This window comes from Agrobacterium sp. GD03872, assembly GCF_029840625.1.
GTDB lineage: Bacteria > Pseudomonadota > Alphaproteobacteria > Rhizobiales > Rhizobiaceae > Agrobacterium > Agrobacterium fabrum_A.
Genome location: NZ_JAOCCY010000003.1, coordinates 360,901 through 382,634, shown reverse-complemented (window position 1 = coordinate 382,634; position 21,734 = coordinate 360,901). Strand labels below are relative to the sequence as shown.

Annotated in this window: 21 protein-coding genes; 15 read left to right on the top strand and 6 right to left on the bottom strand. The window is 60.1% G+C overall.

Annotation, left to right across the window (positions count from 1 at the left end):
- Window positions 1-107: 107 nt before the first annotated feature.
- The 4 genes from rpsM (at window position 108) to rplQ (ending at window position 2,753) form a co-directional block, all read left to right on the top strand.
- Window positions 108-476, top strand: a complete 369-nt coding sequence (gene rpsM / locus N5D22_RS09510; protein ID WP_003516122.1) for a 30S ribosomal protein S13 — start codon at window positions 108-110, stop codon at window positions 474-476.
- A gap of 137 nt (window positions 477-613) precedes the next feature.
- Complete coding sequence (gene rpsK / locus N5D22_RS09505) at window positions 614-1,003, top strand: 30S ribosomal protein S11 (RefSeq protein ID WP_003521013.1); 390 nt, start codon at window positions 614-616, stop codon at window positions 1,001-1,003.
- 195 nt (window positions 1,004-1,198) lie between these two features.
- Complete coding sequence (locus tag N5D22_RS09500; protein ID WP_003495228.1) at window positions 1,199-2,209, top strand: DNA-directed RNA polymerase subunit alpha; 1,011 nt, start codon at window positions 1,199-1,201, stop codon at window positions 2,207-2,209.
- Between the two features lie 118 nt (window positions 2,210-2,327).
- Entirely contained in the window at window positions 2,328-2,753 is a 426-nt protein-coding gene (gene rplQ, locus N5D22_RS09495) for a 50S ribosomal protein L17 (RefSeq protein WP_220329524.1), read from the top strand.
- Window positions 2,754-2,944: 191 nt separating this feature from the next.
- Here rplQ and N5D22_RS09490 read toward each other — a convergent pair whose 3' ends face one another.
- A complete protein-coding gene (locus N5D22_RS09490) occupies window positions 2,945-3,817 on the bottom strand; it encodes a DUF817 domain-containing protein (RefSeq protein ID WP_279656168.1) in 873 nt (290 codons plus the stop codon).
- A 55-nt stretch (window positions 3,818-3,872) separates the two neighbouring features.
- On the opposite strand from N5D22_RS09490, the gene N5D22_RS09485 reads away from it, so the two are divergent.
- On the top strand, window positions 3,873-4,301 hold the full coding sequence (locus N5D22_RS09485) for a DUF2809 domain-containing protein (RefSeq protein WP_279656167.1): 429 nt from the start codon (window positions 3,873-3,875) through the stop codon (window positions 4,299-4,301).
- Here the strand turns inward: N5D22_RS09485 and msrQ are convergent.
- Window positions 4,255-4,905: a protein-methionine-sulfoxide reductase heme-binding subunit MsrQ gene (gene msrQ / locus N5D22_RS09480; RefSeq protein ID WP_279656166.1), complete on the bottom strand. Its 651-nt coding sequence runs from the start codon at window positions 4,903-4,905 to the stop codon at window positions 4,255-4,257. The genes N5D22_RS09485 and msrQ overlap by 47 nt on opposite strands.
- Before the next feature lie 2 nt (window positions 4,906-4,907).
- Window positions 4,908-5,849, bottom strand: coding sequence for a protein-methionine-sulfoxide reductase catalytic subunit MsrP (gene msrP / locus N5D22_RS09475; protein ID WP_279656165.1), 942 nt, complete (start codon window positions 5,847-5,849; stop codon window positions 4,908-4,910).
- A gap of 314 nt (window positions 5,850-6,163) precedes the next feature.
- On the opposite strand from msrP, the gene ilvD reads away from it, so the two are divergent.
- Together ilvD and N5D22_RS09465 are read left to right on the top strand one after the other, a co-directional pair.
- A complete protein-coding gene (gene ilvD / locus N5D22_RS09470; RefSeq protein ID WP_279656164.1) occupies window positions 6,164-7,999 on the top strand; it encodes a dihydroxy-acid dehydratase in 1,836 nt (611 codons plus the stop codon).
- 431 nt (window positions 8,000-8,430) lie between these two features.
- A complete protein-coding gene (locus N5D22_RS09465) occupies window positions 8,431-9,432 on the top strand; it encodes a serine hydrolase (RefSeq protein WP_279656163.1) in 1,002 nt (333 codons plus the stop codon).
- 15 nt (window positions 9,433-9,447) lie between these two features.
- Here N5D22_RS09465 and N5D22_RS09460 read toward each other — a convergent pair whose 3' ends face one another.
- A complete protein-coding gene (locus N5D22_RS09460) occupies window positions 9,448-9,801 on the bottom strand; it encodes a lysozyme inhibitor LprI family protein (protein WP_279656162.1) in 354 nt (117 codons plus the stop codon).
- A 172-nt stretch (window positions 9,802-9,973) separates the two neighbouring features.
- On the opposite strand from N5D22_RS09460, the gene N5D22_RS09455 reads away from it, so the two are divergent.
- Both N5D22_RS09455 and N5D22_RS09450 read left to right on the top strand, forming a co-directional pair.
- Complete coding sequence (locus tag N5D22_RS09455; protein ID WP_279656161.1) at window positions 9,974-11,380, top strand: DegQ family serine endoprotease; 1,407 nt, start codon at window positions 9,974-9,976, stop codon at window positions 11,378-11,380.
- Window positions 11,377-12,693 carry a replication-associated recombination protein A gene (locus tag N5D22_RS09450; protein ID WP_279656160.1) on the top strand — a complete coding sequence of 439 codons (1,317 nt, stop codon included), beginning with the start codon at window positions 11,377-11,379 and terminating at the stop codon, window positions 12,691-12,693. Before N5D22_RS09455 ends, N5D22_RS09450 begins: the two co-directional genes overlap by 4 nt.
- Window positions 12,694-12,805: 112 nt before the next feature.
- On the opposite strand, the gene N5D22_RS09445 is transcribed toward N5D22_RS09450, so the two are convergent.
- Entirely contained in the window at window positions 12,806-13,120 is a 315-nt protein-coding gene (locus N5D22_RS09445; RefSeq protein ID WP_279656159.1) for a DUF1883 domain-containing protein, read from the bottom strand.
- Between the two features lie 250 nt (window positions 13,121-13,370).
- Between N5D22_RS09445 and N5D22_RS09440 the strand changes: the two genes are divergently transcribed.
- On the top strand, window positions 13,371-15,185 hold the full coding sequence (locus N5D22_RS09440; RefSeq protein ID WP_279656158.1) for a methyl-accepting chemotaxis protein: 1,815 nt from the start codon (window positions 13,371-13,373) through the stop codon (window positions 15,183-15,185).
- A gap of 396 nt (window positions 15,186-15,581) precedes the next feature.
- Window positions 15,582-16,865 (top strand): extensin family protein, encoded by a 1,284-nt coding sequence (locus N5D22_RS09435; protein ID WP_279656157.1) that lies wholly within the window; start codon window positions 15,582-15,584, stop codon window positions 16,863-16,865.
- 40 nt (window positions 16,866-16,905) lie between these two features.
- Here the strand turns inward: N5D22_RS09435 and N5D22_RS09430 are convergent, their stop codons facing one another.
- Window positions 16,906-17,463 carry a TetR/AcrR family transcriptional regulator gene (locus tag N5D22_RS09430; protein WP_279656156.1) on the bottom strand — a complete coding sequence of 186 codons (558 nt, stop codon included), beginning with the start codon at window positions 17,461-17,463 and terminating at the stop codon, window positions 16,906-16,908.
- A 151-nt stretch (window positions 17,464-17,614) separates the two neighbouring features.
- Here N5D22_RS09430 and N5D22_RS09425 point away from each other — a divergent pair, with 151 nt between their 5' ends.
- From N5D22_RS09425 to N5D22_RS09410, 4 genes are all read left to right on the top strand, one after another.
- Window positions 17,615-18,481 (top strand): metallophosphoesterase, encoded by an 867-nt coding sequence (locus tag N5D22_RS09425; RefSeq protein WP_279656155.1) that lies wholly within the window; start codon window positions 17,615-17,617, stop codon window positions 18,479-18,481.
- A gap of 12 nt (window positions 18,482-18,493) precedes the next feature.
- A complete protein-coding gene (locus N5D22_RS09420; RefSeq protein WP_279656154.1) occupies window positions 18,494-19,783 on the top strand; it encodes an ABC transporter substrate-binding protein in 1,290 nt (429 codons plus the stop codon).
- Between the two features lie 66 nt (window positions 19,784-19,849).
- The gene (locus tag N5D22_RS09415) at window positions 19,850-20,812 is read left to right on the top strand and encodes a sugar ABC transporter permease (RefSeq protein WP_279656153.1); all 963 of its coding nucleotides are present in this window, start codon (window positions 19,850-19,852) and stop codon (window positions 20,810-20,812) included.
- Complete coding sequence (locus N5D22_RS09410; RefSeq protein ID WP_279656152.1) at window positions 20,802-21,671, top strand: carbohydrate ABC transporter permease; 870 nt, start codon at window positions 20,802-20,804, stop codon at window positions 21,669-21,671. Before N5D22_RS09415 ends, N5D22_RS09410 begins: the two co-directional genes overlap by 11 nt.
- The last annotated feature ends 63 nt before the right edge of the window (window positions 21,672-21,734 follow it).

Here is a 21,734-nt window from a genome sequence, read left to right as displayed (position 1 = left end):
CGGTCGTTTTGACTTGTCACGGACACCAATTTGAACTGGCGGTCTTGTTGGCCGCTCGAATGGAATCACCACTTGCCGGATGGCAACTGGAACCAAGGAGAAGAGACGTGGCACGTATCGCTGGCGTCAACATCCCGACCGCGAAGCGCGTTGTTATTGCGCTGACCTACATTCACGGGATCGGTCCGAAATTCGCGCAGGAAATCATGGACAAGGTCGGCCTGCCGGCTGACAAGCGCGTTCATCAGCTGACGGATGCTGAAGTTCTTCAGATCCGCGAAGCCATCGACCGCGATTACCAGGTCGAAGGCGACCTGCGTCGTGAGACCTCGATGAACATCAAGCGTCTGATGGACCTCGGTTGCTACCGCGGCCTGCGTCACCGCCGTGGCCTTCCGGTCCGTGGTCAGCGCACGCACACCAACGCCCGCACCCGCAAGGGTCCGGCGAAGGCTATCGCTGGTAAGAAGAAGTAATTTTCCGGTTCTCCGGAAAGGGGAGGCTGGTGCAGTCCGCGCCAGCCTTTCTGAGTTTGGCGTGAAGCTCCAATGGGGTTGATCGCCGGTGTAGCCGCTGGTGTTACGGCGGTGAAGAGATCAATGAAAGGTATAAAATGGCCAAGGAAGCCGCACGTATTCGCCGTCGCGAACGTAAGAACATCACGTCGGGCGTCGCGCACGTCAACTCGACCTTCAACAACACGATGATCACCATCACCGACGCACAGGGCAACGCCATTGCCTGGTCGTCCGCTGGTGCCAAGGGCTTCAAGGGTTCGCGCAAGTCGACCCCGTTCGCTGCCCAGATCGCTGCTGAAGATTGCGCGAAGAAGGCTCAGGAACACGGCATGAAGTCGCTTGAAGTTGAAGTTTGCGGTCCGGGTTCCGGCCGTGAATCGGCACTTCGCGCCCTGCAGGCTGCCGGTTTCATGATCACTTCCATTCGCGACGTGACGCCGATCCCGCACAACGGTTGCCGTCCGCGCAAGAAGCGCCGCGTCTGACGCGACCGTGGTTCGGAAATTCCGCCTTACCTCAGGTCTGGCGGAATTTTCGTGTATCTGGCGTGTGCGCGTCGATTTCGATCGGCGGACTTGCGCTCAAGAACCCACCGATGAACCGCTGAATTTGGTTCCTCTCGGTGTTTTCATGCTCGGTCCGTCACGATTGGATGGTGGCGGCGAACGGAAGGTTTAAAGATGATTCAGAAGAACTGGCAGGAACTTATCAAGCCGAACAAGGTCGAGTTCACCTCGTCCAGCCGCACCAAGGCAACCCTAGTTGCGGAGCCGCTGGAGCGTGGTTTCGGTCTTACCCTCGGCAACGCGCTGCGTCGCGTTCTGTTGTCTTCTCTGCGCGGCGCCGCTGTAACGGCCGTGCAGATCGACGGTGTCCTGCACGAATTCTCCTCCATCCCCGGCGTTCGGGAAGATGTGACGGATATCGTGCTCAACATCAAGGAAATCGCCATCAAGATGGACGGCGATGATTCCAAGCGCATGGTCGTGCGCAAGCAGGGTCCGGGCGCCGTGACCGCTGGTGACATCCAGACGGTTGGCGACATCGAGATCCTGAACCCCGACCACGTGATCTGCACGCTGGACGATGGCGCTGAAATCCGCATGGAATTCACCGTCAACAACGGCAAGGGTTACGTACCGGCTGAGCGCAATCGCGCGGAAGATGCCCCGATCGGCCTCATTCCGGTGGACAGCCTCTATTCTCCGGTCAAGAAAGTGTCCTACAAGGTGGAAAACACCCGTGAAGGCCAGGTTCTCGACTATGACAAGCTGATCATGACGATCGAGACCAACGGTTCGGTTTCCGGCGAAGACGCCGTTGCCTTCGCCGCTCGCATTCTTCAGGACCAGCTCGGCGTCTTCGTCAACTTCGACGAGCCGCAGAAGGAAGCAGAAGAAGAATCGGTTACCGAACTCGCGTTCAACCCGGCGCTTCTCAAGAAGGTCGACGAGCTCGAACTGTCCGTTCGTTCGGCAAACTGCCTGAAGAACGACAACATCGTTTATATCGGCGACCTGATCCAGAAGACCGAAGCCGAAATGCTTCGCACGCCGAACTTCGGTCGCAAGTCGCTGAACGAAATCAAGGAAGTTCTCGCTTCCATGGGTCTGCACCTCGGCATGGAAGTGCCGGCATGGCCGCCTGAGAACATCGAAGATCTCGCAAAGCGTTACGAAGACCAATACTAACAAACAAGAAGGCAGACCTCAAAGACTGCCTTTCCCCGTCAAACAGCAGATAAGTCATCTGCATGTGCCAGGAAACGGCAGGCCTTAGAGAAGGAACCTGCGAAGAAGGAGAATAGCAATGCGCCACGGTAATTCAGGCCGCAAGCTCAATAGAACCGCCAGCCACCGCAAGGCAATGTTTGCCAACATGGCTGCTTCGCTCATCACCCATGAGCAGATCGTAACCACGCTTCCGAAGGCGAAGGAAATTCGCCCGATCGTTGAGAAGCTCGTCACCCTCGGCAAGCGCGGCGACCTGCACGCTCGTCGTCAGGCGATCTCGCAGATCAAGGATCAGGACGCCGTTCGCAAGCTGTTCGACGCGATTGCTTCGCGTTACGCAACCCGCAATGGCGGCTACCTGCGTATCATGAAGGCCGGCTTCCGCCAGGGTGACAACGCCGCTCTCGCTGTTGTTGAATTCGTCGAGCGTGACGTTGACGCCAAGGGCGCAGCCGACAAGGCTCGCGTTGCCGCTGAAGCCGCTGCTGCCGAAGCTGCATAAGATTTGACGCCGTTCAGGCGTCATGAGTAAAAAAAGCCGGGCGAGAGATCGCCCGGCTTTTTGCGTTTGGGTTGATGAAGGAGCAGCGTGAGAAGTCTAGCTTCTCCTGAGCACTCAGGCCACGCGCTCCAGCTCTCGCGCCTTGCGGGACGCTATGGGCAATCCGCAGGCGTTTTGTGGGAGAGCCCATGCTACTCCGGAATGTGAATGCGGGCCTTGATATGCTTGAGGTGTGCGACAATCGTGAAAGTCATGATGACCAGCAGCGACCATGAACTCCATTTGCCGATATGCACGACGGACCAGGCGCCGAGCTGATCGGGATATTTCCAGATGCCGAAGAAGGTGGAGATATTTTCCGCCAGCCAGACGAAAAAGCCGATCAGGATAAAGGCGAGCAGCAGCGGCATCTTTCGATCCCGATCATAGGGGCGGAAGATGACCGTTGCGCGGGAATAGAGACCGATGGCGCAGGCGGCGATGTACCAGCGGTAATCGCCGATGAAGTGGTGGGTGAAGAAGTTGGCGTAGATGGCGATGCCGATCAGGGTCGCCATCCAGTAGGTGGGATAGTGGCGAATGCGCACATCCAGCAATCGCCATGCCTGAATGATGTAGCTGCCGACGGCCGCATACATGAAACCGGAAAACAGCGGCACGCCGAGGACTTTGCTATAGGCGAAATCCGGATAGGACCATGACTGGATGGCGCTCGATGTCTTGAACACTTCCAGTGCGAAGCCGACGATATGGAACAGCAGGATAGCCTTGGCCTCGTCAAGCGTTTCGAGCCTGCTCCAGATCATGAAGAACTGGATGCCGAGCGCAATGATCAGCAGCACGTCATAGCGGGGAATGCCGAGCACGCCGCCATGCGGCACCACGAAGATGGAAACGAAGAACAATCCCGCGAACATGCAGGCGCGGGCTTCCTTGATGCCGAAATACAGAAACTCGACGATAAAACGACTGATGCCCTTGAGTTCGCCCCAGGGATAGGTATCGCAGAGCAGATTGTCCAGGACGGAGAGGCGGCTTGCGGCCGGGCTTGGTGCTGTGCTCATTTCCGTCCCCGATCTCGGTTCGTCACCTTTCATACGAAAACCCGAAGGAAGCCGTATGGGCCTGCCGCGCGTATCCCCATCTTATTTCGCCCGAATCCGGCTTCTGGCGGCGGCGATGGCGGTGATCGTCTGCGGCCTTTGCCTGCGGAGCTTAGGTTACGACGTGGGATTGCCGTTCGTGGCGGTAAAATATGGCGGATCCGTGCTCTGGGGAGCGATGATCTATCTGCTGCTGGCAGCCTTCTTTCCATCCCGCTGGCGCGGCTATGAGGTTCACATCGCCATTTTTGCCGTCATCCTCGTGGAACTCATCCGGCTTGTTCATTTTCCGGCGCTGGATGCGTTTCGCGCAACGACGGCCGGCGCTTTGCTGCTCGGCCGTGTTTTTTCGCTGTGGAATATAGGCTGTTATGTCGCGGGGATTGGGGCCGCCGCCATTATGGCCGGACGGGTCTCGCGCGTTTGGCTCTCTTCATCGACATGATCGAAGGCCGCAGCAGCCGATACCCCAGCAATACCACCATCGTGCTGATATAAAACACCGGCTCCAGCGTGATCGACTTCCGCGCCAGCACGAAATGCAGCACGCCGACGATGAGCACGAGATAGACGAGTTTGTGCAGCGTGTTCCAGCGGCTGCCGAGTTTGCGGATCGACCAGCGGTTGGAGGTGAGCGCCAGCGGTATGAGCATGAGAAGGCCGGCCATGCCGAGCATGATATAGGGGCGTTTCAGGATATCGCCGGCGATGGAGCCGAGGATCAGGCCGCGATCCAGCACCAGATAGACGGTGAAATGGGCTAATACGTAATAGAAGGCGATCAGCCCCAGCGCCCGACGATAGGCGATGAGGTTGATGTTGAAGAGATCGCGCAGCGGCGTCACCAGAAGCCCGAGGCACAGGAAGCGCAGCGCCCAGATGCCGAGCAGGTGTTCGAAATCCTTGACCGGATTGAAGCCGAGGCCGCCGGTTGCGGCGAGATAGAAATACCAGACACCCGGACAGAGGCCGATCACATAAAGCGACCAGATGGCCGCCGGCTGATAACGCTTCGGCAGCGAGGGAAGAGAGGGCAGGGCGAAGGCCATGGTCAATAATTCGCTTTCAGGTCCATGCCGGCATAGAGGCTTGCCACCTCATCATAACCGTTGAACATCAGGGTAGGGCGGTTCTGCGTGCCGAAGAAGCCGCCTTCGCCGATGCGCTGTTCCGTCGCCTGGCTCCAGCGCGGATGGTCCACATGCGGATTGACGTTGGAATAGAAGCCATATTCGCGGGCATTGGAGTTTTTCCAGGTCGTTTCCGGCTGTTTTTCGACCAGCGAAATGCGGACGATGGATTTGATGCCCTTGAAACCGTATTTCCACGGTACGACGAGGCGGATCGGCGCACCGTTCTGGTTCGGCAGGGTCTCTCCATAAAGGCCAACGGCGAGAATGGTGAGCGGATGGCGCGCTTCATCGAGGCGAAGCCCCTCGACATAGGGCCAGGAGAGCGGCTGGAAGAGGCCGCTTTGCCCCGGCATTTCGTCCGGCCGCACCACGGTTTCGAAAGCGACATATTTCGCGCTGCCGAGCGGCTCCACCTTGTCGAGAAGGGTGGCGAGCGGGAAGCCGATCCACGGAATGACCATCGACCAGCCCTCGACACAGCGCATGCGATAGGTGCGCTCCTCGAGAGGATTTTTCATCAGCTCTTCGATGCCGAATTCCTGCGGTTTGGAGACGAGGCCGTCCACCTTTACCGTCCATGGGGTCGGCTTGAACTTGCCGGAATTTTCCTTCGGGTCGGATTTCCCAACGCCGAATTCATAGAAATTATTGTAGCTGGTGACGGCGTCGAGCGGGGTGAGCTTTTCATCCAGCTTATAGGCGCCGGGTTTTGCGGAAAGCGGTGCGGCAATCGCTTCGCGGCCGGCAAGCCCGATTGCCGCCAGCCCCGCGGCCGTGCCGAGAAAGCCGCGTCGGGACAGGTAGATATTCTTCGGCGTGATTTCACTGGCCGCGATCACGGGCGGACGATAGGCGGGCATTTCAACCTCCACAAAAGCCGGGTGCATCGGCGATAAATCGATTATGATAGTCAATACGGCCGCTGCACAGATATGTTTCAGCGCTCCGCGGAAAAACAACGGTCGGGTGAGGGAAATCGCGCATTTGTGATGACGGCACGGTCCGATAGTAGGATGAAGATGAAGCGTACCGTACCGGACCGTACTGTTTTGCCCGAAGGTGACAGTGACAGGGCTTGCGGTTTGCGCTAGAAAAACCGCAAAATAGGGCAGGAGCTATTTTTACCGCCATTGCGGAAATGCGCTCTTCTGTCCAAGAGATCGAGGAAAACACCATGCCAGCCTATCGCTCCAGAACGACAACCCACGGCCGCAACATGGCGGGCGCGCGCGGCCTTTGGCGCGCCACCGGCATGAAGGACAGCGATTTCGGCAAGCCTATCATTGCTGTCGTCAATTCCTTCACGCAGTTCGTGCCGGGCCATGTGCATCTGAAGGATCTCGGCCAGCTGGTTGCCCGCGAAATCGAGGCGGCCGGCGGTGTGGCCAAGGAATTCAACACCATCGCGGTCGATGACGGTATCGCCATGGGCCATGATGGCATGCTCTATTCGCTGCCCTCGCGCGAGATCATCGCGGATTCCGTTGAATACATGGTCAATGCCCATTGCGCCGATGCGATGGTGTGCATTTCCAACTGCGACAAGATCACTCCCGGCATGCTGAATGCGGCGATGCGCCTCAACATCCCCGCCGTCTTCGTCTCCGGCGGCCCCATGGAAGCGGGCAAGGTTGTGCTGCATGGCAAGACGGTGGCGCTCGATCTGGTCGATGCCATGGTTGCGGCTGCCGATGACAAGATTTCCGATGAGGACGTCAAGATAATCGAGCGTTCCGCCTGCCCGACCTGCGGTTCCTGTTCCGGCATGTTCACCGCCAATTCGATGAACTGTCTGACCGAGGCGCTCGGCCTGTCCTTGCCCGGTAACGGCTCGACGCTCGCCACCCATTCGGATCGCAAGCGCCTGTTCGTCGAGGCCGGCCATCTGATCGTCGATCTGGCGCGCCGTTATTACGAGCAGGACGACGAAACCGTTCTGCCGCGCACCATCGCCAACAAGGCGGCATTCGAAAACGCCATGTCGCTGGATATCGCCATGGGCGGCTCCACCAACACGGTTCTGCATATTCTGGCGGCGGCGCATGAGGGCGGCGTTGATTTCGGCATGGAGGACATCGACCGTCTTTCCCGCAAGGTTCCCTGCCTTTCCAAGGTCGCGCCTGCCAAGCAGGACGTGCATATGGAAGACGTTCACCGCGCTGGCGGCATCATGCGCATTCTCGGCGAGCTGGAACGCGGCGGTCTCATCAATCGCGATACCTATACGGTGCATGAAGCGACGCTCGGCGACGCCATCGACCGCTGGGACATCACCCGCACCAACAGCGAAACGGTGCGCCAGTTCTTCAAGGCGGCCCCCGGCGGCGTGCCGACGCAGGTGGCTTTCAGCCAGTCCTCGCGCTGGGATGATCTGGACACGGATAGCGACAACGGCGTCATTCGGTCGGTTGAGAAGCCTTTCTCCAAGGATGGCGGTCTGGCCGTGCTTTACGGCAATATCGCGCTTGATGGCTGTATCGTGAAGACGGCGGGCGTCGACGAATCCATCCTGAAATTCACCGGCCCGGCGGTCGTCTACGAAAGCCAGGATGCGGCCGTGAAGGGCATTCTCGGCAATGAGGTCAAGGCGGGCGACGTTGTCGTCATCCGTTACGAAGGACCGAAGGGTGGACCGGGCATGCAGGAAATGCTCTATCCGACCAGCTATCTGAAATCCAAGGGTCTCGGCAAAGCCTGCGCGCTGATTACCGACGGTCGTTTTTCGGGCGGCACGTCCGGCCTTTCCATCGGCCACGCCTCGCCGGAAGCGGCGCAGGGCGGCGCCATCGGCCTCGTGCGCCAGGGTGATCTGATCGAGATCGACATTCCGAACCGCACCATCAACCTGAAGGTCACCGACGCGGAACTGGCTTCGCGCCGTGCCGAGCAGGATGCGCAGGGCTGGAAGCCGGAAGCGCCGCGCAAGCGCAATGTCACAACGGCGCTGAAGGCCTATGCGGCCTTTGCATCGAGTGCGGACAAGGGTGCGGTGCGGATTTTGCCGGAGTAAGGTTCGGTCTCGGTTGGGAAAGGACCTAACCGCCCCGTTGTGCGGGACGGCTTGAGCTTGCTGACAAAGGTCGAAAAGCTCTCATTTGTCATGCCCGGGCCTTGCGTGAGCCTCTGCAACCGTTTGATTTATGTGATGTGGTGAGATCCTCGGGACGGGCCCGAGGTGACGCCGACTGTGGCGCGAGATTTATCATCGTTCAATCAGCCGCTCTTTGAGCGGCTTTTTGCTGCCCTGAAACCGGTTTGCGTTTTCGTTCACAAACAGATTCAATTGCCTCAGAAGATGATTCTTTATCCTCGTTCAACCTGCTGTTTTAAAAATGAAAATTTGAAAATGCGGGTTCACTGCCTCCCGCCCGGCAGTCACATTGGAGTGATGTTCAGCTGTCGGGCCTTTTCCAGAACTCCGCGATGCCTAACTTGATCTGCATGAAAAGACGAACCGCGCTCGCCCTTATCGCATCCCTGCCTTTTGCGCCGCTTGCCCGCGCGCAAAGCACCGGCAATGGCATCCGTTTCGATCCGTTGCTGCGGGATGCGGATGCGCTTTCCAGCCTCAAGGCTGTCATCGTCAGCATCGACGGTGCGGAGGTCGCCAGCCGTGCCTATCATGGCGCCAGCCTTAACGGCTCCACCAACATCAAGTCGGCGTCGAAATCGGTCATTTCGGCGCTGGTCGGCATGGCGATTGACCGGAAGATACTGTCGGGTGCCGATCAGCCGATTGCGACCATCCTGCGCGGTGATTTTCCGCAGAACCCCGATCCGCGGCTGGAAAGGGTCACCATCGGTAACCTGCTGTCCATGCAATCCGGTCTGGAGCGCATGTCCGGCCCGAATTACGGCCGCTGGGTTGCCAGCCGCAACTGGGTGAGAATGGCGCTGGGCTCGGGTTTTGCCGGGGAGCCGGGCGGCGGCATGCTTTACTCCACCGGGTCCACCCATCTGCTCTCGGCGATATTGACCAGGGCATCCGGCCGCTCGACGCTTGCTCTCGCCCGCGACTGGTTCCGGCCGCTCGAGGGATTTTCCATCGGCGGCTGGGAGCGTGATCCGCAGGGCATCTATCTCGGCGGTAACCAGATGGCGATGACGGCGCGTTCATTGCTGGCATTCGGTGAGCTCTATCGTCTTGGCGGCGTGACACCCGGGGGTGAGCGGCTGATCTCACAAGGCTGGATCGACCAGTCCTGGCAACAGCGCACCAATTCGGTCTTCAACGGCGACGGTTACGGTTATTGCTGGTTCATCAAGGAGATGGCGGGAGAAACTGTCTATTACGCCTGGGGTTATGGCGGGCAGATGCTCTACATCGTTCCCGCCAGACGGCTGTCCGTGGTCATGACCTCGCGTGAGGATGCACCATCGGCCAGAACCGGTTATCGCGATCAGCTGCACGGCCTTATGGAGAATATCATCCGCGCGGCCTGACTGGCGCTATGTCGATCAGAGAGGCCTGTTGATGCTCTGGAAGGCTTCGCCGAGCTTCTTCATCCGCTCGTCATAAGCGCCGGTCAGGCAGGCGACATCCGCTGCGCATTCCTGGCGTTTCTTCAGCCATTGGCTCTGCTCGTCGCGCAGCGTGTCGCGGGCGCCCATGGCCATAAGCTGGGTGAGGATGTCGAAGGTGGTGGCCATCTTCACATCCTGATCGTTCAGGGCGCGATTGTCGCAGATCGCCTTTTCATCCGAAGCAAGATCGGGCTTCGTGCAATCGAAGCTGGCAGCGCCAGCGGGGGAGCCGAGAGCGGCGGAAACGAGGAGGAGGCCGCAGGCCAGAAAAGTCTGTTTCAGATGCATGTGTCGTCTCTTTCAAGGACAGTCGATGCGGATGAAACCAAAAAGGGGCCCCGCTGGTTCCAGCTGCCGCAACCGGCCTGAACAGGGAAAAGGCCGGCCATCATCTTGCCGCTCTTTGCTTTACAGGCTTTGGCGTTATAACTCCATCATACTGATGACGATGAGGAATCACATGCGAAGCGTGTTGAAGTATCTGTCCACCGGCTTTCTCGCCGCGCTCGTGCTCCTGCCCGTGGGGGCTGCGGCGCAGGACAACAGGGCCGTGCCATCGAGCCACACGGAAATGCAGCTTTCCTTCGCGCCGCTGGTAAAGCGCACCGCAGGCGCGGTGGTGAATGTCTATGCCGAACGCGTGGTGCAGCGGCGTTTTTCGCCCTTTGCCGGGGATCCTTTCTTCGAGCAGTTTTTCGGCCAGCAGATGCCGAACCGCACCGAAAAACAGTCGTCGCTCGGCTCGGGTGTGATCGTGACCGCCGGCGGCCTCGTGGTCACCAACAATCACGTCATCGACGGTGCTGACGACATCAAGGTGGCGCTGGCGGACGGGCGCGAGTTTTCCTCCAAGGTGCTGCTGAAGGACGACCGGGTCGATCTCGCCATTCTGCAGATCGATGCGAAAGAGCAATTCCCGGTGCTGTCGCTCGGCAATTCCGATGCCATCGAGGTCGGCGATCTGGTGCTCGCCATCGGCAACCCCTTCGGTGTCGGCCAGACGGTAACGAGCGGCATCGTCTCGGGCCTGGCGCGCAACCAGGTGACGCAGGGCGATTTCGGCTTCTTCATCCAGACCGATGCTTCCATCAATCCCGGCAATTCGGGCGGCGCGCTGATGAACATGGCGGGTGAACTGATCGGCATCAATACCGCGATCTTTTCCAAGGGTGGCGGCTCGAACGGTATCGGCTTCGCCATTCCCGCCAATCTCGTCAGGGTTTTTGTCGCCGCCGCCGAGCGTGGCGATGCGAGTTTTCAGCGGCCCTATATTGGCGCGACTTTCGATCCGGTAACCTCGGATGTCGCCGAAGCGCTTGGCCTGCATCGCGCCCGCGGTGCGCTGGTCGTCAGCGTCGTCAAGGACGGTCCGGCGGAGAAGGCGGGCATCGAGCCGGGGCAGGTCGTCACCGCCGTCAACGGTTTCGAGGTGGAGCATCCGGATGCTCTTGGTTATCGCCTGACGACGGCTGGTATTGGCAAGTCAGCCGAACTGACGGTCATGGACAAGAGCAAAGAGAAGAAGCTGACCATCGCGCTCGATACTGCGCCGGAAACCGCGCCGCGCGATGAACGCCTGATCGAGGGCCGCAATCCCTTCGCCGGCGCGACCGTCGCCAATCTTTCGCCGAAGCTTGCCGACGAATTGCGCATGCCGTCGCATGTCACGGGTGTTGTGATCACCGATGTGAAGCGTGGCTCGCCCGCCTATCGTGTCGGCTTTCTGCCCAAAGACGTGATCCTGTCGCTGAACGGCGCGGATATCGGCTCCACGGCTGCGGTTGAGAAGGCGCTGGACGACAATCCCGGTTTCTGGCGTGTGGAGATCCTGCGAGATGGGCAGCGCATCCGGCAGTTCCTGCGATGAGTGACGATCTCTTCGCCCCGCAAGTGCCTGTCGAGGTCGCCAACCGGCGGCCTCTTGCCGATCGCCTGCGTCCGAAGACGCTGGCGGAGGTGAGCGGGCAGCCGCATCTGACGGGTGAAGAGGGCGTTCTGCGCCGCATGATCGAGAGCGGCTCCCTGGGATCGATGATCTTCTGGGGGCCGCCCGGAACCGGCAAGACCACGGTTGCCCGCCTGCTGTCCGGCGAGGCGGGGCTTGCCTTCGAGCAGATATCGGCGATCTTTTCCGGTGTCGCCGATCTCAAGAAGGTATTCGAGGCAGCGCGCGCCCGCCGGATGAACAGTCGGCAGACGCTGCTTTTCGTCGACGAGATTCATCGCTTCAACCGGGCCCAGCAGGATAGCTTCCTGCCGGTCATGGAGGATGGCACCATCATCCTGGTGGGGGCAACCACTGAAAACCCGTCCTTCGAGCTGAATGCCGCTCTCCTGTCGCGGGCGCGGGTGCTGACGTTCCGCTCGCATGACGAGGAAAGCCTGAGCGAGCTTATAAAGCGTGCGGAGGAGGCGGAGCAGAAGGCCCTGCCGCTGACGGAAGAGGCGCGGGCCAGCCTGATCCGCATGGCCGATGGCGATGGCCGCGCCGTGCTGACGCTTGCCGAAGAGGTCTGGCGCGCGGCGCGTAAGGACGAGACCTTCGATACCGAAGGGCTGACGCGCATCGTGCAGCGGCGAGCGCCGGTCTACGACAAGAGCCAGGACGGCCACTACAATCTCATTTCTGCGTTGCATAAGTCGGTGCGTGGTTCGGATCCGGATGCGGCGCTCTATTATCTCGCCCGAATGTTCGATGCCGGCGAAGACCCGCTCTATATCGGCCGGCGGCTGGTGCGCATGGCGGTGGAGGATATCGGCCTTGCCGATCCACAGGCGCTCGCCGTCTGCAACGCCGCCAAGGACGCCTATGACTATCTCGGTTCGCCCGAAGGCGAACTGGCGCTGGCGCAGGCCTGCGTCTATCTTGCCACCGCGCCGAAATCCAACGCCGTTTACGTGGCCTTCAAGGCGGCGATGCGGGCAGCCAAGGAAAACGGCTCGCTGGTGCCGCCGAAACACATCCTGAACGCGCCGACCAAGCTCATGAAGGGTGAAGGCTATGGCGACGGTTACCGTTATGACCATGACGAACCGGACGCCTTCTCCGGGCAGGATTATTTCCCCGAAAAAATGGGGCGCACCACTTTTTACGATCCGCCGGACCGGGGGTTCGAGCGGGAAATCCGCAAGCGCCTCGACTGGTGGGCGAAGCTGCGCCGCGAGCGTGGCGCGCGCTAGGGTTCCCTTGGTCGAGGTGAGAGCCGCATTGCGCGGCGATCTTGAGAATAAGAATCAAGCGGCTGGCAATAAGAGTCACGAAACCGCGGCAACCCACTGTTTTTAAATAAAATCAGGATGCCTTGCGGTGGGCGGCCGCCTGCGGTTGCGCCGGCAGCATCTTGACCGAGGATTCCGCCAGACCGTTATGGCCTTCGGCATCGATGATGAGGTGCCACTGCATTGTTTCGGGAATGGCGATGCGGATCGGCGATTTCTTGGCGACGCCGCCGAGATATTTGAAATCGAGCAGTTCGGTGAAGCGCTGGAAATTTGCCGCCGTCATCAGCCGCACGTTGTTGACGGCCGAAAGGGATATTTCAATGGTGGTGCCAGCCCGCAATTCCTTCAGGTCATAATGCGTATAGCGGAAATTCGGCCGTGCCATCGCGTGCCTCCCTGTATCCGTATTTCGGCAAGAGAGGATAGAACGCCAGGGTTAACACCCCCTTTAAAACGGAATGGATTTCGGCGAATCCCCCGGCTCTGTACCGGTTTCTGACATCTGCGAACCCGTATGGCGGGTGCCGGCGAAGATATGTGAAATAATACTAATGTATAACAGGCATGTTTAACGATAATAAATTTTTCAACTTTAACCTCGGCTGGTCGAACTACATCATCGACTTGGGGGGAGTATGAAAAACGTCACGATATCCATGCGCCTTTATGCGCTCGTCGCATTGTTTCTGGCAATATTGACCGCGGCCCTGACTTTCAGCCTGTTTGAAAGTTACCACAAGATGGAACGTGAGCGGAAAGCGGGACTGGCGGCGATGAATGAAACCGCCGTCGCCATTCTCGATCAATATTACCGGCTGGAGCAAGGCGGCAGCCTGAGCCGGGAGGCGGCGCAGCAGCAGGCCAAGACGACGATTGCGGCGATGCGTTATGGCAATGGCAGCGGCTATTTCTGGATCAACGACATGCATCCCAAAATGGTGATGCACCCGATCAAGCCCGAAATGAACGGCACGGATCTCACCGGAAACAAGGACCCGAACGGCAAGGCGCTGTTCGTCGAGTTCGTGAATACGGTGAAGGCGGGCGGTCAGGGTTTTGTCGATTATTACTGGCCGAAACCCGGTGCGCCGGAACCGGTCGAGAAATTTTCCCATGTTGCCGGCTTTGCCCCCTGGGGCTGGATTGTCGGCACCGGCGTTTATGTCGACGATCTCGAGGCGGCTTTCTGGAACGACGCCTATTTTTATGTCGGCCTGTGCGTCCTGTCCGGTCTTGTCGTCATTGGCGTGGCTGCCGCCGTGGTGCGCAGTGTGACGCGGCCGATCGACCTTATCCGGCAGAGCATGAAGCGGATTGCCGACGGTGACGGTACGGCCGAAATCCAGTTCGCCGGCCGTCGCAATGAAATCGGTGCAATTGCCAAGACGCTGCTGGTCCTGCGCGACAGCGTCAACGAACGCAGCGCCCTGCAGGCTCGCGAAGCGGATCAGCAGCGGGCGCTGGAGGAGGCGCGGCAGGGCAACGAGATGGTTCTGCGCTCGGCATCCGAGCGGCAGGCGCATGCCATGGATCGGCTGGGACATGCGCTGGAGGCGCTTGCCAATGGCGACCTCACCGTCTCGCTTTCCGATATCGGTGCAGATTATGAAAAGCTGCGCATGGATTTCAACCGCGCTGTCGGCGCGCTTCACGACGCCATCGAGGCGATTGCCAGAACGGGCGATGTCGTCAACGACAGCGCCTCCGACATCAGCGGAGCAACCGGTAACCTTTCCCGCCGGACCGAACAGCAGGCGGCAGCGCTGGAAGAGACGGCGGCGGCCCTTGATGAAATCACCGCCACGGTGCGCACGGCTTCCGAACGGGCCAATGAGGCCCGGCAGATGGTGCAGGACACGAAAACCAGTGCCGGCCGTTCGGGCGAGATCGTGCGCAATGCCGTCGAGGCCATGGGCCGCATTGAGGACTCCTCGAAACGCATCGGCCAGATCATTTCCGTCATCGATGAGATCGCCTTCCAGACCAACCTTCTGGCGCTGAATGCCGGTGTCGAGGCGGCGCGTGCGGGTGATGCGGGACGCGGTTTTGCCGTGGTGGCGCAGGAGGTGCGTGAACTGGCGCAACGTTCCGCCAATGCCGCCAAGGAGATCAAGACCCTTATCAACCGCTCTGCGGAAGAGGTCGGCGGCGGCGTCGCACTTGTACGCTCGACGGGCGATGCGCTGGAGGAGATCGCGGCGCTGGTCAACCGTGTCGACGGTCACGTCAACTCCATCGCCACGGCGGCGCGGGAACAGGCGACCGGCCTGCAGGAGATCAACACCTCCGTCAACCACATGGACCAGATGACGCAGCAGAACGCCGCCATGGTGGAAGAGACGACGGCGGCGAGCCAGACGCTGGCCGAGGAAAGCCGCCAGCTGCGCTCGCTGCTGTCGCGTTTCGAACTGGGGCATGCGGCGGGACGTGAGGTTTCTCGGGCGGCTTGATTTTGTCTGTTTCGGGCAAACCGGAGGGCGTGGTTTTGGCTGCGCCCCTGGATGACTGACAAGCTCTCATCACACTCGACGTCATCCTCGGGCTCGACCCGAGGATCTACAACCGGGCGCGACCATGGATCCTCGGGTCAAGCCCGAGAATGACGGAGGAGACGTTTGGGCGCCGGGCGACGGAGGAGGGGTTTCGGCGCTGGATGCTGGAGGAGAGGCTTCAGCATTTCTGTCATCGCCTTCGACCCAATTTCGATCGTACCGTCTTCATCTGCAGCTTCACGCAACAGCCAGGTTCGTTATTTCCCGCAACCAATAAGGTTTCGTTTACCTCATTTCTTTAAAATTTATCCTGTATTGCCGCGAATTGCGGCCGCTGAAGGTACAGGTTCTCGTATGGCGTATGTTTCCCTTCCGCGTCGTCTTGTGACGTTGCTGATGATTTCCACGGTCATGGTGTCATGTTCGGCGGAGGGCCTCGTGCCGCCGGCGGAGGTGGACGGCACCACGCGCGTCAGCGCCATCCGCTCCTCGCGGCAGCAGGGTTACAGCGCGCCGGCGGGTGCGGTGTATCAGGCCGAGCAGGCCGGGCAGGGCGCCGATTATCCAGCAGCCGTTTCACAGCCGATGCCGGAGCCATACGCCTCGCAGGATCCCCTGCTGCAATCGCCGCAGGGCGGGCAGGGTTATTCAACGCTCGATTCCCAGCATCAGGCGCGCATGGCGGCCAGCGGCCCTGCCACTGCGCCGGCGCAGGCAATGCAGGGCGAGACCATGCCCGCGCAGCAGATGGCCAGCAACCAGATCGCCGAGGGTGAGGGTGGTGTGAACATGGATTCCATGCTGGGCGTGGAACCGGTCCGCGGACTTGCCGAAGAACAGGATGCGGACATTGCCGAAGGCGCTTCGGCACAGCCGGTGGTGGATGGTATCGGCACGGACAATCCGGTGGCCATCTCGCCTCCGCGCCGGCAGCAGGCCGCAAGCCAGTCGCGCCTGATACCGCCGCCGCCGCCGGGTTCCTCTTCCCGCCGCCAGCCGGTAGAGGAAGTCGCCATGCTCATGCCGAACGATCCGGTGGCGGGCGGCGGGCTGCAAAGTAACCGCTCGATGCCGCCCGGCGTCATGCCATCTTCCGAAGTTGCCTGCCGCTCCGAGTTGCGCCGCCTTGGCGTCGCTTTCCGGGATGTTGCGCGCATTGCCGACGGGCCGACCTGCGGTATCGATTATCCGATCGAACTCAGCGGTCTCGCCAGCGGTGTCGCCATCCGGCCGGCGGTGAAGCTCAATTGCCAGGTCACGCTTGCCTTCGCCAAATGGGTGAAGTTCGAGCTCGTTCCGTCCTCGCGCTTCCGTTATCTCTCCGGTGTCGGCCGCATCACGCCGATGGGCGGTTATTCCTGCCGCAAGATGAATTCGCGTTCCAGCAATCCGTGGTCCGAACATGCGCGCGGCAACGCCATCGATATCGGCACCATCACGCTGAAGAACGGCAAGGAAATCGACGTGCGCAGCAAGAGCTTCTTCGCCTTCCGCGAGAAAGCGCTGCTGAAGGCGGTGCGGTCCGACAGCTGCAAATATTTCTCCACCGTTCTTGGACCGGGCAGCGATCCCAATCACTGGAACCATTTTCATTTCGATCTGCGCACGCGCAAGTCCGGTTACAGGCATTGCGACTAGCGGAAGGCCGTTGCTGTCAGCAGCAACTCCAGCGCATGCCTTACACCTTGATCGCATCCCAGCACATTTGCGCAAATAGCTGCCTGTCCTCCTCGGAAAAGGCACCATAGCCGTCGCGGCGCTTGAGTGCATTGCGTACGGCGCCGCGCAGGAAGCTCATCATCAGTTTCGCGGACCCCGGACGAACCATTCCCGCCGCTTGCGCCTGCACGATCAGTTGGACACCATGTGTCACAAAGGGTCCGAATATCCACACGGCGTTGCTGGAAATCAGCGGCGTATTGTCGAGATAGCTGAAAAGCTTGGCCCGTTCTTCGTCTTCCCCGATAAAGTGAACATAGCGCGAGAAATAATTGCGCAGCGTCTGGCCAGGATCGGGATCGGCGGGAACCATAAGGGCCTCGCTCATCTGCAACGCCACCCGCTCATAAAGCCCGCGCACCAGCGCTTCCTTGGAGTCGAAATAATTATAGAGCGAACCGGTGGCCACACCGGCCTCATCGGCAATGGCCGCCATGGAGCATTGCAGACCATTGCGGACAACGAGGCGTTGCGCCGCCGCCAGAATACGTTCGCGCTTGTCGGAAGTCATATCCATAAACTGAATGAACCTTCATTCACTTGTCATCGACGCAAGATACCGATGCCATCGTTCCAGCGCAAGAGGGCATGCACCGTCGGTGTCGTCAAACGCGGAAACCAAGCGGAGCCGGCCACTCCCCGGCCGGCTCCATCCACAGGAGCAAGCCATGTCCGAACCCGTCAGGTTCATTCACCTAACCGACCTGCATGTCGGCGACCCGGCCGTCAGGGATGAACATCTCTATTCCGATACCAATGCGACGCTGGCCGCAATTCTTACCGATGTCAAAAAGCTTGTTCCCGCTCCCCGATTCGTCGTCGTCAGCGGCGATCTCACCAATCGCGGCGATGCGGGCAGCTATGAAATGCTCAAATCCATTTTCGCTGAAGCCGACCTTGCCATGCCAGTGCTTTTCGCGCTTGGCAATCACGACCGGCGCGACGGCTTTTATCAGGTCATGTTGGGCAAAACGGACCATGACGATACCCCTTACGACCATTCTTGCGTCATCGACGGCATTCATCTGGTCGTCCTCGACTCGTCCCTGCCGGGCAAGGTGGGCGGGGGTTTCGAGCCGGGCCAGATCGACTGGCTGAAGGCCGAGCTCGAACATCACGCGGACCTCCCGAAACTCCTCGTCACGCATCACGCTCCCACGCTTGATGCCGATCCGGCGACGGAATGGGAGGCACTCTCGATCAGCGATACCGAGGTGCTTCGCCAGACAGTCGCCGGCAAGAATATTCTCGGCATTCTGTCGGGCCATGTGCACTACGACCGTGTTTCCAACTGGTACGGCGTGCCGGTGGTGATCGGTATCGGCCAGCATGGCCCGACCGACGTGCAGTGGCTGCATGAAGGCATACGCATGCTCGAGGGCGCTTCTTTCGTCATCGGCGCCGTGCGCCCCTCCGGCCTTACCGTCACTTTCGCCCCATTGCGCAAGGAAGTGCGTGAATTGTCACGCTCCACCCACGTGGAGATGGTCGAATTAATTAAATCATTTGAAACCGGCCAGCAGGCCGCCGAATAAAGGACCCTCCAAATGAAACGCAAAAGTTTTCTTCTTGGCGCCGCCGCGCTGCTGTTCGCCTTGCCCGCTCTCGCCCAGACGATGCCGGCTGCGGTCGACAAGCCGGTGACCATCACCTTCTACAATTACAATCTGAAATCGACCGGCATCGGGGCCGAGGCCACGAAGAAGCTCATTGCCGAATTCATGGCCGCCAATCCCAACATCACAGTCAAGGGCGTGCCCTATGCCTCGGCGGACAACAGCCTCATCCAGGCCGATCTCGCCGCCCGCCAGCCGGTCGACCTCGTGCAGACGATCTTCTCCGACCTCGATTTCGCCGTTCGCAATTTCGACGCCAAGGCGCTCGAGGATATTATTCCGGCCAATGAACTGGCCGCTCATTTCGAGGGGATGAACCCCAGAGGCCTGAAGCTCGGCGTCCTCGATGGCAAGACCTATGGGCTCGCTTACGTCTTCTCCACGCCGGTCATGTATTACAACGTCGATCTGTTCCGCGCCGCGGGCCTCGATCCCAACCAGCCGCCCAAGACCTGGGCAGAGGTCAAGCAGGCCGCTCTCGCCATTCAGAAAAAGACCGACGCCAAGGGTTTTGGCGGCGCCGTCGTCGGCAAGGGCGCGCTCGACTGGATGCTGCAGAACATCGTCCGCTCCAACAACGGCACGGTGATCTCGGATGACCGCAAGACGCTCAAATTCGCCGAGCCGGAATCCGTCGCAGCGGTTCAGATGCTGCGCGATCTCTTCGACGCCGGCGTTTATGAAAATCTCGATTACAACGCCGTCGCCGATAACATGAACGCGGGCAAGCTGGGCATGTTTCTGGCGACCAGCGCCCAGCAGGCCGGTCTGATCGCCGCCGCCAAGGGCAAATATGAGCTGCGCGCCACCACCATGCCGCGCTTCGGCGACAAGCCGACCCGGCCGAACAATTCGGGCTCGGCGCTGACCATCCATACTTCCGATCCGCAAAAGCAGCGCGCCGCCTGGGAGTTGATGAAATTCCTCACCGGCAAGCACGGCTACACCGTCATCACCTCGGAGATCGGCTATCTGCCGCTGCGCCCCGCGATCGTCAACGATCCGCAATATCTTGGCCAATGGGTCAAGGACCATCCGATGATCCAGCCCAATCTTGAGCAACTCGAGCGCATCGAACCCTGGGTTCCCATGCCCGGTCCGAATTATCGCCAGATCGTCAAGACCATGCTGGATGGCGTCGAGCAGGCCATCTATGGCGGTGTCGATGTCGCCTCGACCCTCAAGGACGCCCAGACCCAGGCTCAGGCCCTGATACCCTGAAACTGAACCCCCTGAAACGACCGGCGTCCGCCCGATGGCGGGCGCCCCCTTTGGACAGGATACACCATGGCGGACCTCGCTCTCTCTCCCCCGGCCGTCGCCGAAAAAACCCGCAGCCCGCGCTCTGCCATGGGACGTGCGCTCAAAATTGTGTCGCGGCATCTCTCGCCGTGGCTTTACCTCGCCCCCGCGCTGATCACGCTTATCGCCTGGATCTACTGGCCGCTTGTCGACGCCGTCCGGTTGAGCTTCCATCAGTGGAACATGCTGCCCAATTCGCCGATGACCCTGGTGGGCTGGAGCAATTACGAGCGCATATTCGCGCTGCCGAAATTCTGGCAGGCGCTGCGCAACACCGGCGTCTATGTGCTCGGACTGCTGCCGCTCGCCGTCCTTATCCCGCTGGCGCTCGCCATCTACACCCATGACCTGCCGGCCCGCTGGCGCAATATCTACCGCGCCATCATCTTCGTGCCGATGATCATCGCCCCGGTCGTCGCCGCCGCCGTCTGGCGCTGGCTGCTCGACCCCGGTTTCGGCATGGTCAACCTGATCATCAAATGGTTCGGCTTCAAACCGGTCCAGTTCCTGAGCGACCCCCAGATCGCCATCTGGACGGTCATCGCCATCACCGGCTGGAAGCTCATCGGCTTTTCCACCCTCATCCTGTCGGCCGCCAACGCCAATATCAACCCGGCGCTCATCGAGGCCGCCCGCATGGACGGCGCCTCCAAATGGCAGATCGTGCGTGATATCCGGCTGCCGCTGCTCAGCTCATCGATCCTCTTCATGGTGATGATGACGATCCTGCTCGGCGCGCAATGGAGTTTTACCTATATCAACATTCTCACCCAGGGCGGCCCGCTCGGCAGCACCACCAATATCTATTACCTGCTGTGGGATTTCGGCTTTTCCTCCATGTCGGTAGGCTGGAGTTCGGCCGCGGCCGTCATCCTGTTCTTAGGCTTCAGCGCCTTCGCCTTCCTGCTCTTCCGTCTCATCGACAGGTATTCCTTCCATGACAATTGATGCTGCGACCTTCGTTCCTGCTCCGTCGCCGTTGCGCCGCAAGGCCGTCGCCGGCGCATTGAACAGCGCCGCCGGCCATCTGGTCATGGTGTTGCTGTCGATCATCTGCATCTTTCCCGTCTATTGGATGATAGCGACCTCGCTTCGCGCCCCCAATGCCCTGTTCGAGGTCAGCCTCTGGCCGACGGCCGTGTCGCTCGACAACTACATTTACGCCCTCAATGCCATTCCCATCGGCCGCATGTTGTTCAACACGCTTCTGACCTCGACAGCGGTGACCCTGATCCAGTTGTTCACCGGGCTGCTCGCCGCCTATGCCTTCGCCCGCTGGCGCTTCCCCTTCGACAAATTGGTCCATACCGCCGTGGCGCTCACCTGGCTGGTGCCGTTTCAGGTGGTGATGATCCCCAATTATCTCCTCGTCGTGCAGATGGGCCTGCTCGACAGCCTGATGGCGCTGATCCTGCCGCATTTCGCCTCGGCGCTGGCCATTTTGCTGCTTGCCCAGGCGATGCGCAGTTTTCCAAGCGAGGTGATCGAGTCGGCCCGCATGGATGGCGCGCGCTCATGGCGCATTCTGTGGGAAATCATAATGCCGAACCTGCGCGGCACGGTGGCCTCGCTGGCCATCCTCATCTTCATCTCGACCTGGAACGAATATTTCTGGCCGCTGCTTTTGTCGCGCACCGCCGAAAACAGCGTCATTCAGATCGGCATTCAAATGTTCATGACCGCCGAAGGCAATGAATGGGGACCATTGATGGCCGCTTCGACGCTGGCCAGCCTGCCGATCCTCATCCTCTACATCGTCTTGCAGCGCCAGGTCGTGCAATCCTTCATGAAATCCGGAATCCGCTGACAGCGTTGAAAGCAGTTTGTCTCGCGGTGCTGACAGCATCGACTGAACCCGGCTCCAAGCTGG

Bases quoted from the DNA above. Each gene is read 5' to 3' on its own strand.
- N5D22_RS09490 (WP_279656168.1), bottom strand. From the start codon at position 3,817: ATGAGCACAGCACCAAGCCCGGCCGCAAGCCGCCTCTCCGTCCTGGAC.
- N5D22_RS09420 (WP_279656154.1), top strand. From the start codon at position 18,494: ATGAAACGCAAAAGTTTTCTTCTTGGCGCCGCCGCGCTGCTGTTCGCC.
- rpsK (WP_003521013.1), top strand. From the start codon at position 614: ATGGCCAAGGAAGCCGCACGTATTCGCCGTCGCGAACGTAAGAACATC.
- N5D22_RS09485 (WP_279656167.1), top strand. From the start codon at position 3,873: ATGGGCCTGCCGCGCGTATCCCCATCTTATTTCGCCCGAATCCGGCTT.
- msrP (WP_279656165.1), bottom strand. From the start codon at position 5,849: ATGCCCGCCTATCGTCCGCCCGTGATCGCGGCCAGTGAAATCACGCCG.
- N5D22_RS09425 (WP_279656155.1), top strand. From the start codon at position 17,615: ATGTCCGAACCCGTCAGGTTCATTCACCTAACCGACCTGCATGTCGGC.
- N5D22_RS09460 (WP_279656162.1), bottom strand. From the start codon at position 9,801: ATGCATCTGAAACAGACTTTTCTGGCCTGCGGCCTCCTCCTCGTTTCC.
- msrQ (WP_279656166.1), bottom strand. From the start codon at position 4,905: ATGGCCTTCGCCCTGCCCTCTCTTCCCTCGCTGCCGAAGCGTTATCAG.
- N5D22_RS09455 (WP_279656161.1), top strand. From the start codon at position 9,974: ATGCGAAGCGTGTTGAAGTATCTGTCCACCGGCTTTCTCGCCGCGCTC.
- N5D22_RS09435 (WP_279656157.1), top strand. From the start codon at position 15,582: ATGGCGTATGTTTCCCTTCCGCGTCGTCTTGTGACGTTGCTGATGATT.
- N5D22_RS09500 (WP_003495228.1), top strand. From the start codon at position 1,199: ATGATTCAGAAGAACTGGCAGGAACTTATCAAGCCGAACAAGGTCGAG.
- N5D22_RS09465 (WP_279656163.1), top strand. From the start codon at position 8,431: ATGAAAAGACGAACCGCGCTCGCCCTTATCGCATCCCTGCCTTTTGCG.
- ilvD (WP_279656164.1), top strand. From the start codon at position 6,164: ATGCCAGCCTATCGCTCCAGAACGACAACCCACGGCCGCAACATGGCG.
- N5D22_RS09445 (WP_279656159.1), bottom strand. From the start codon at position 13,120: ATGGCACGGCCGAATTTCCGCTATACGCATTATGACCTGAAGGAATTG.
- rplQ (WP_220329524.1), top strand. From the start codon at position 2,328: ATGCGCCACGGTAATTCAGGCCGCAAGCTCAATAGAACCGCCAGCCAC.
- N5D22_RS09440 (WP_279656158.1), top strand. From the start codon at position 13,371: ATGAAAAACGTCACGATATCCATGCGCCTTTATGCGCTCGTCGCATTG.
- N5D22_RS09450 (WP_279656160.1), top strand. From the start codon at position 11,377: ATGAGTGACGATCTCTTCGCCCCGCAAGTGCCTGTCGAGGTCGCCAAC.
- N5D22_RS09430 (WP_279656156.1), bottom strand. From the start codon at position 17,463: ATGGATATGACTTCCGACAAGCGCGAACGTATTCTGGCGGCGGCGCAA.
- N5D22_RS09415 (WP_279656153.1), top strand. From the start codon at position 19,850: ATGGCGGACCTCGCTCTCTCTCCCCCGGCCGTCGCCGAAAAAACCCGC.
- N5D22_RS09410 (WP_279656152.1), top strand. From the start codon at position 20,802: ATGACAATTGATGCTGCGACCTTCGTTCCTGCTCCGTCGCCGTTGCGC.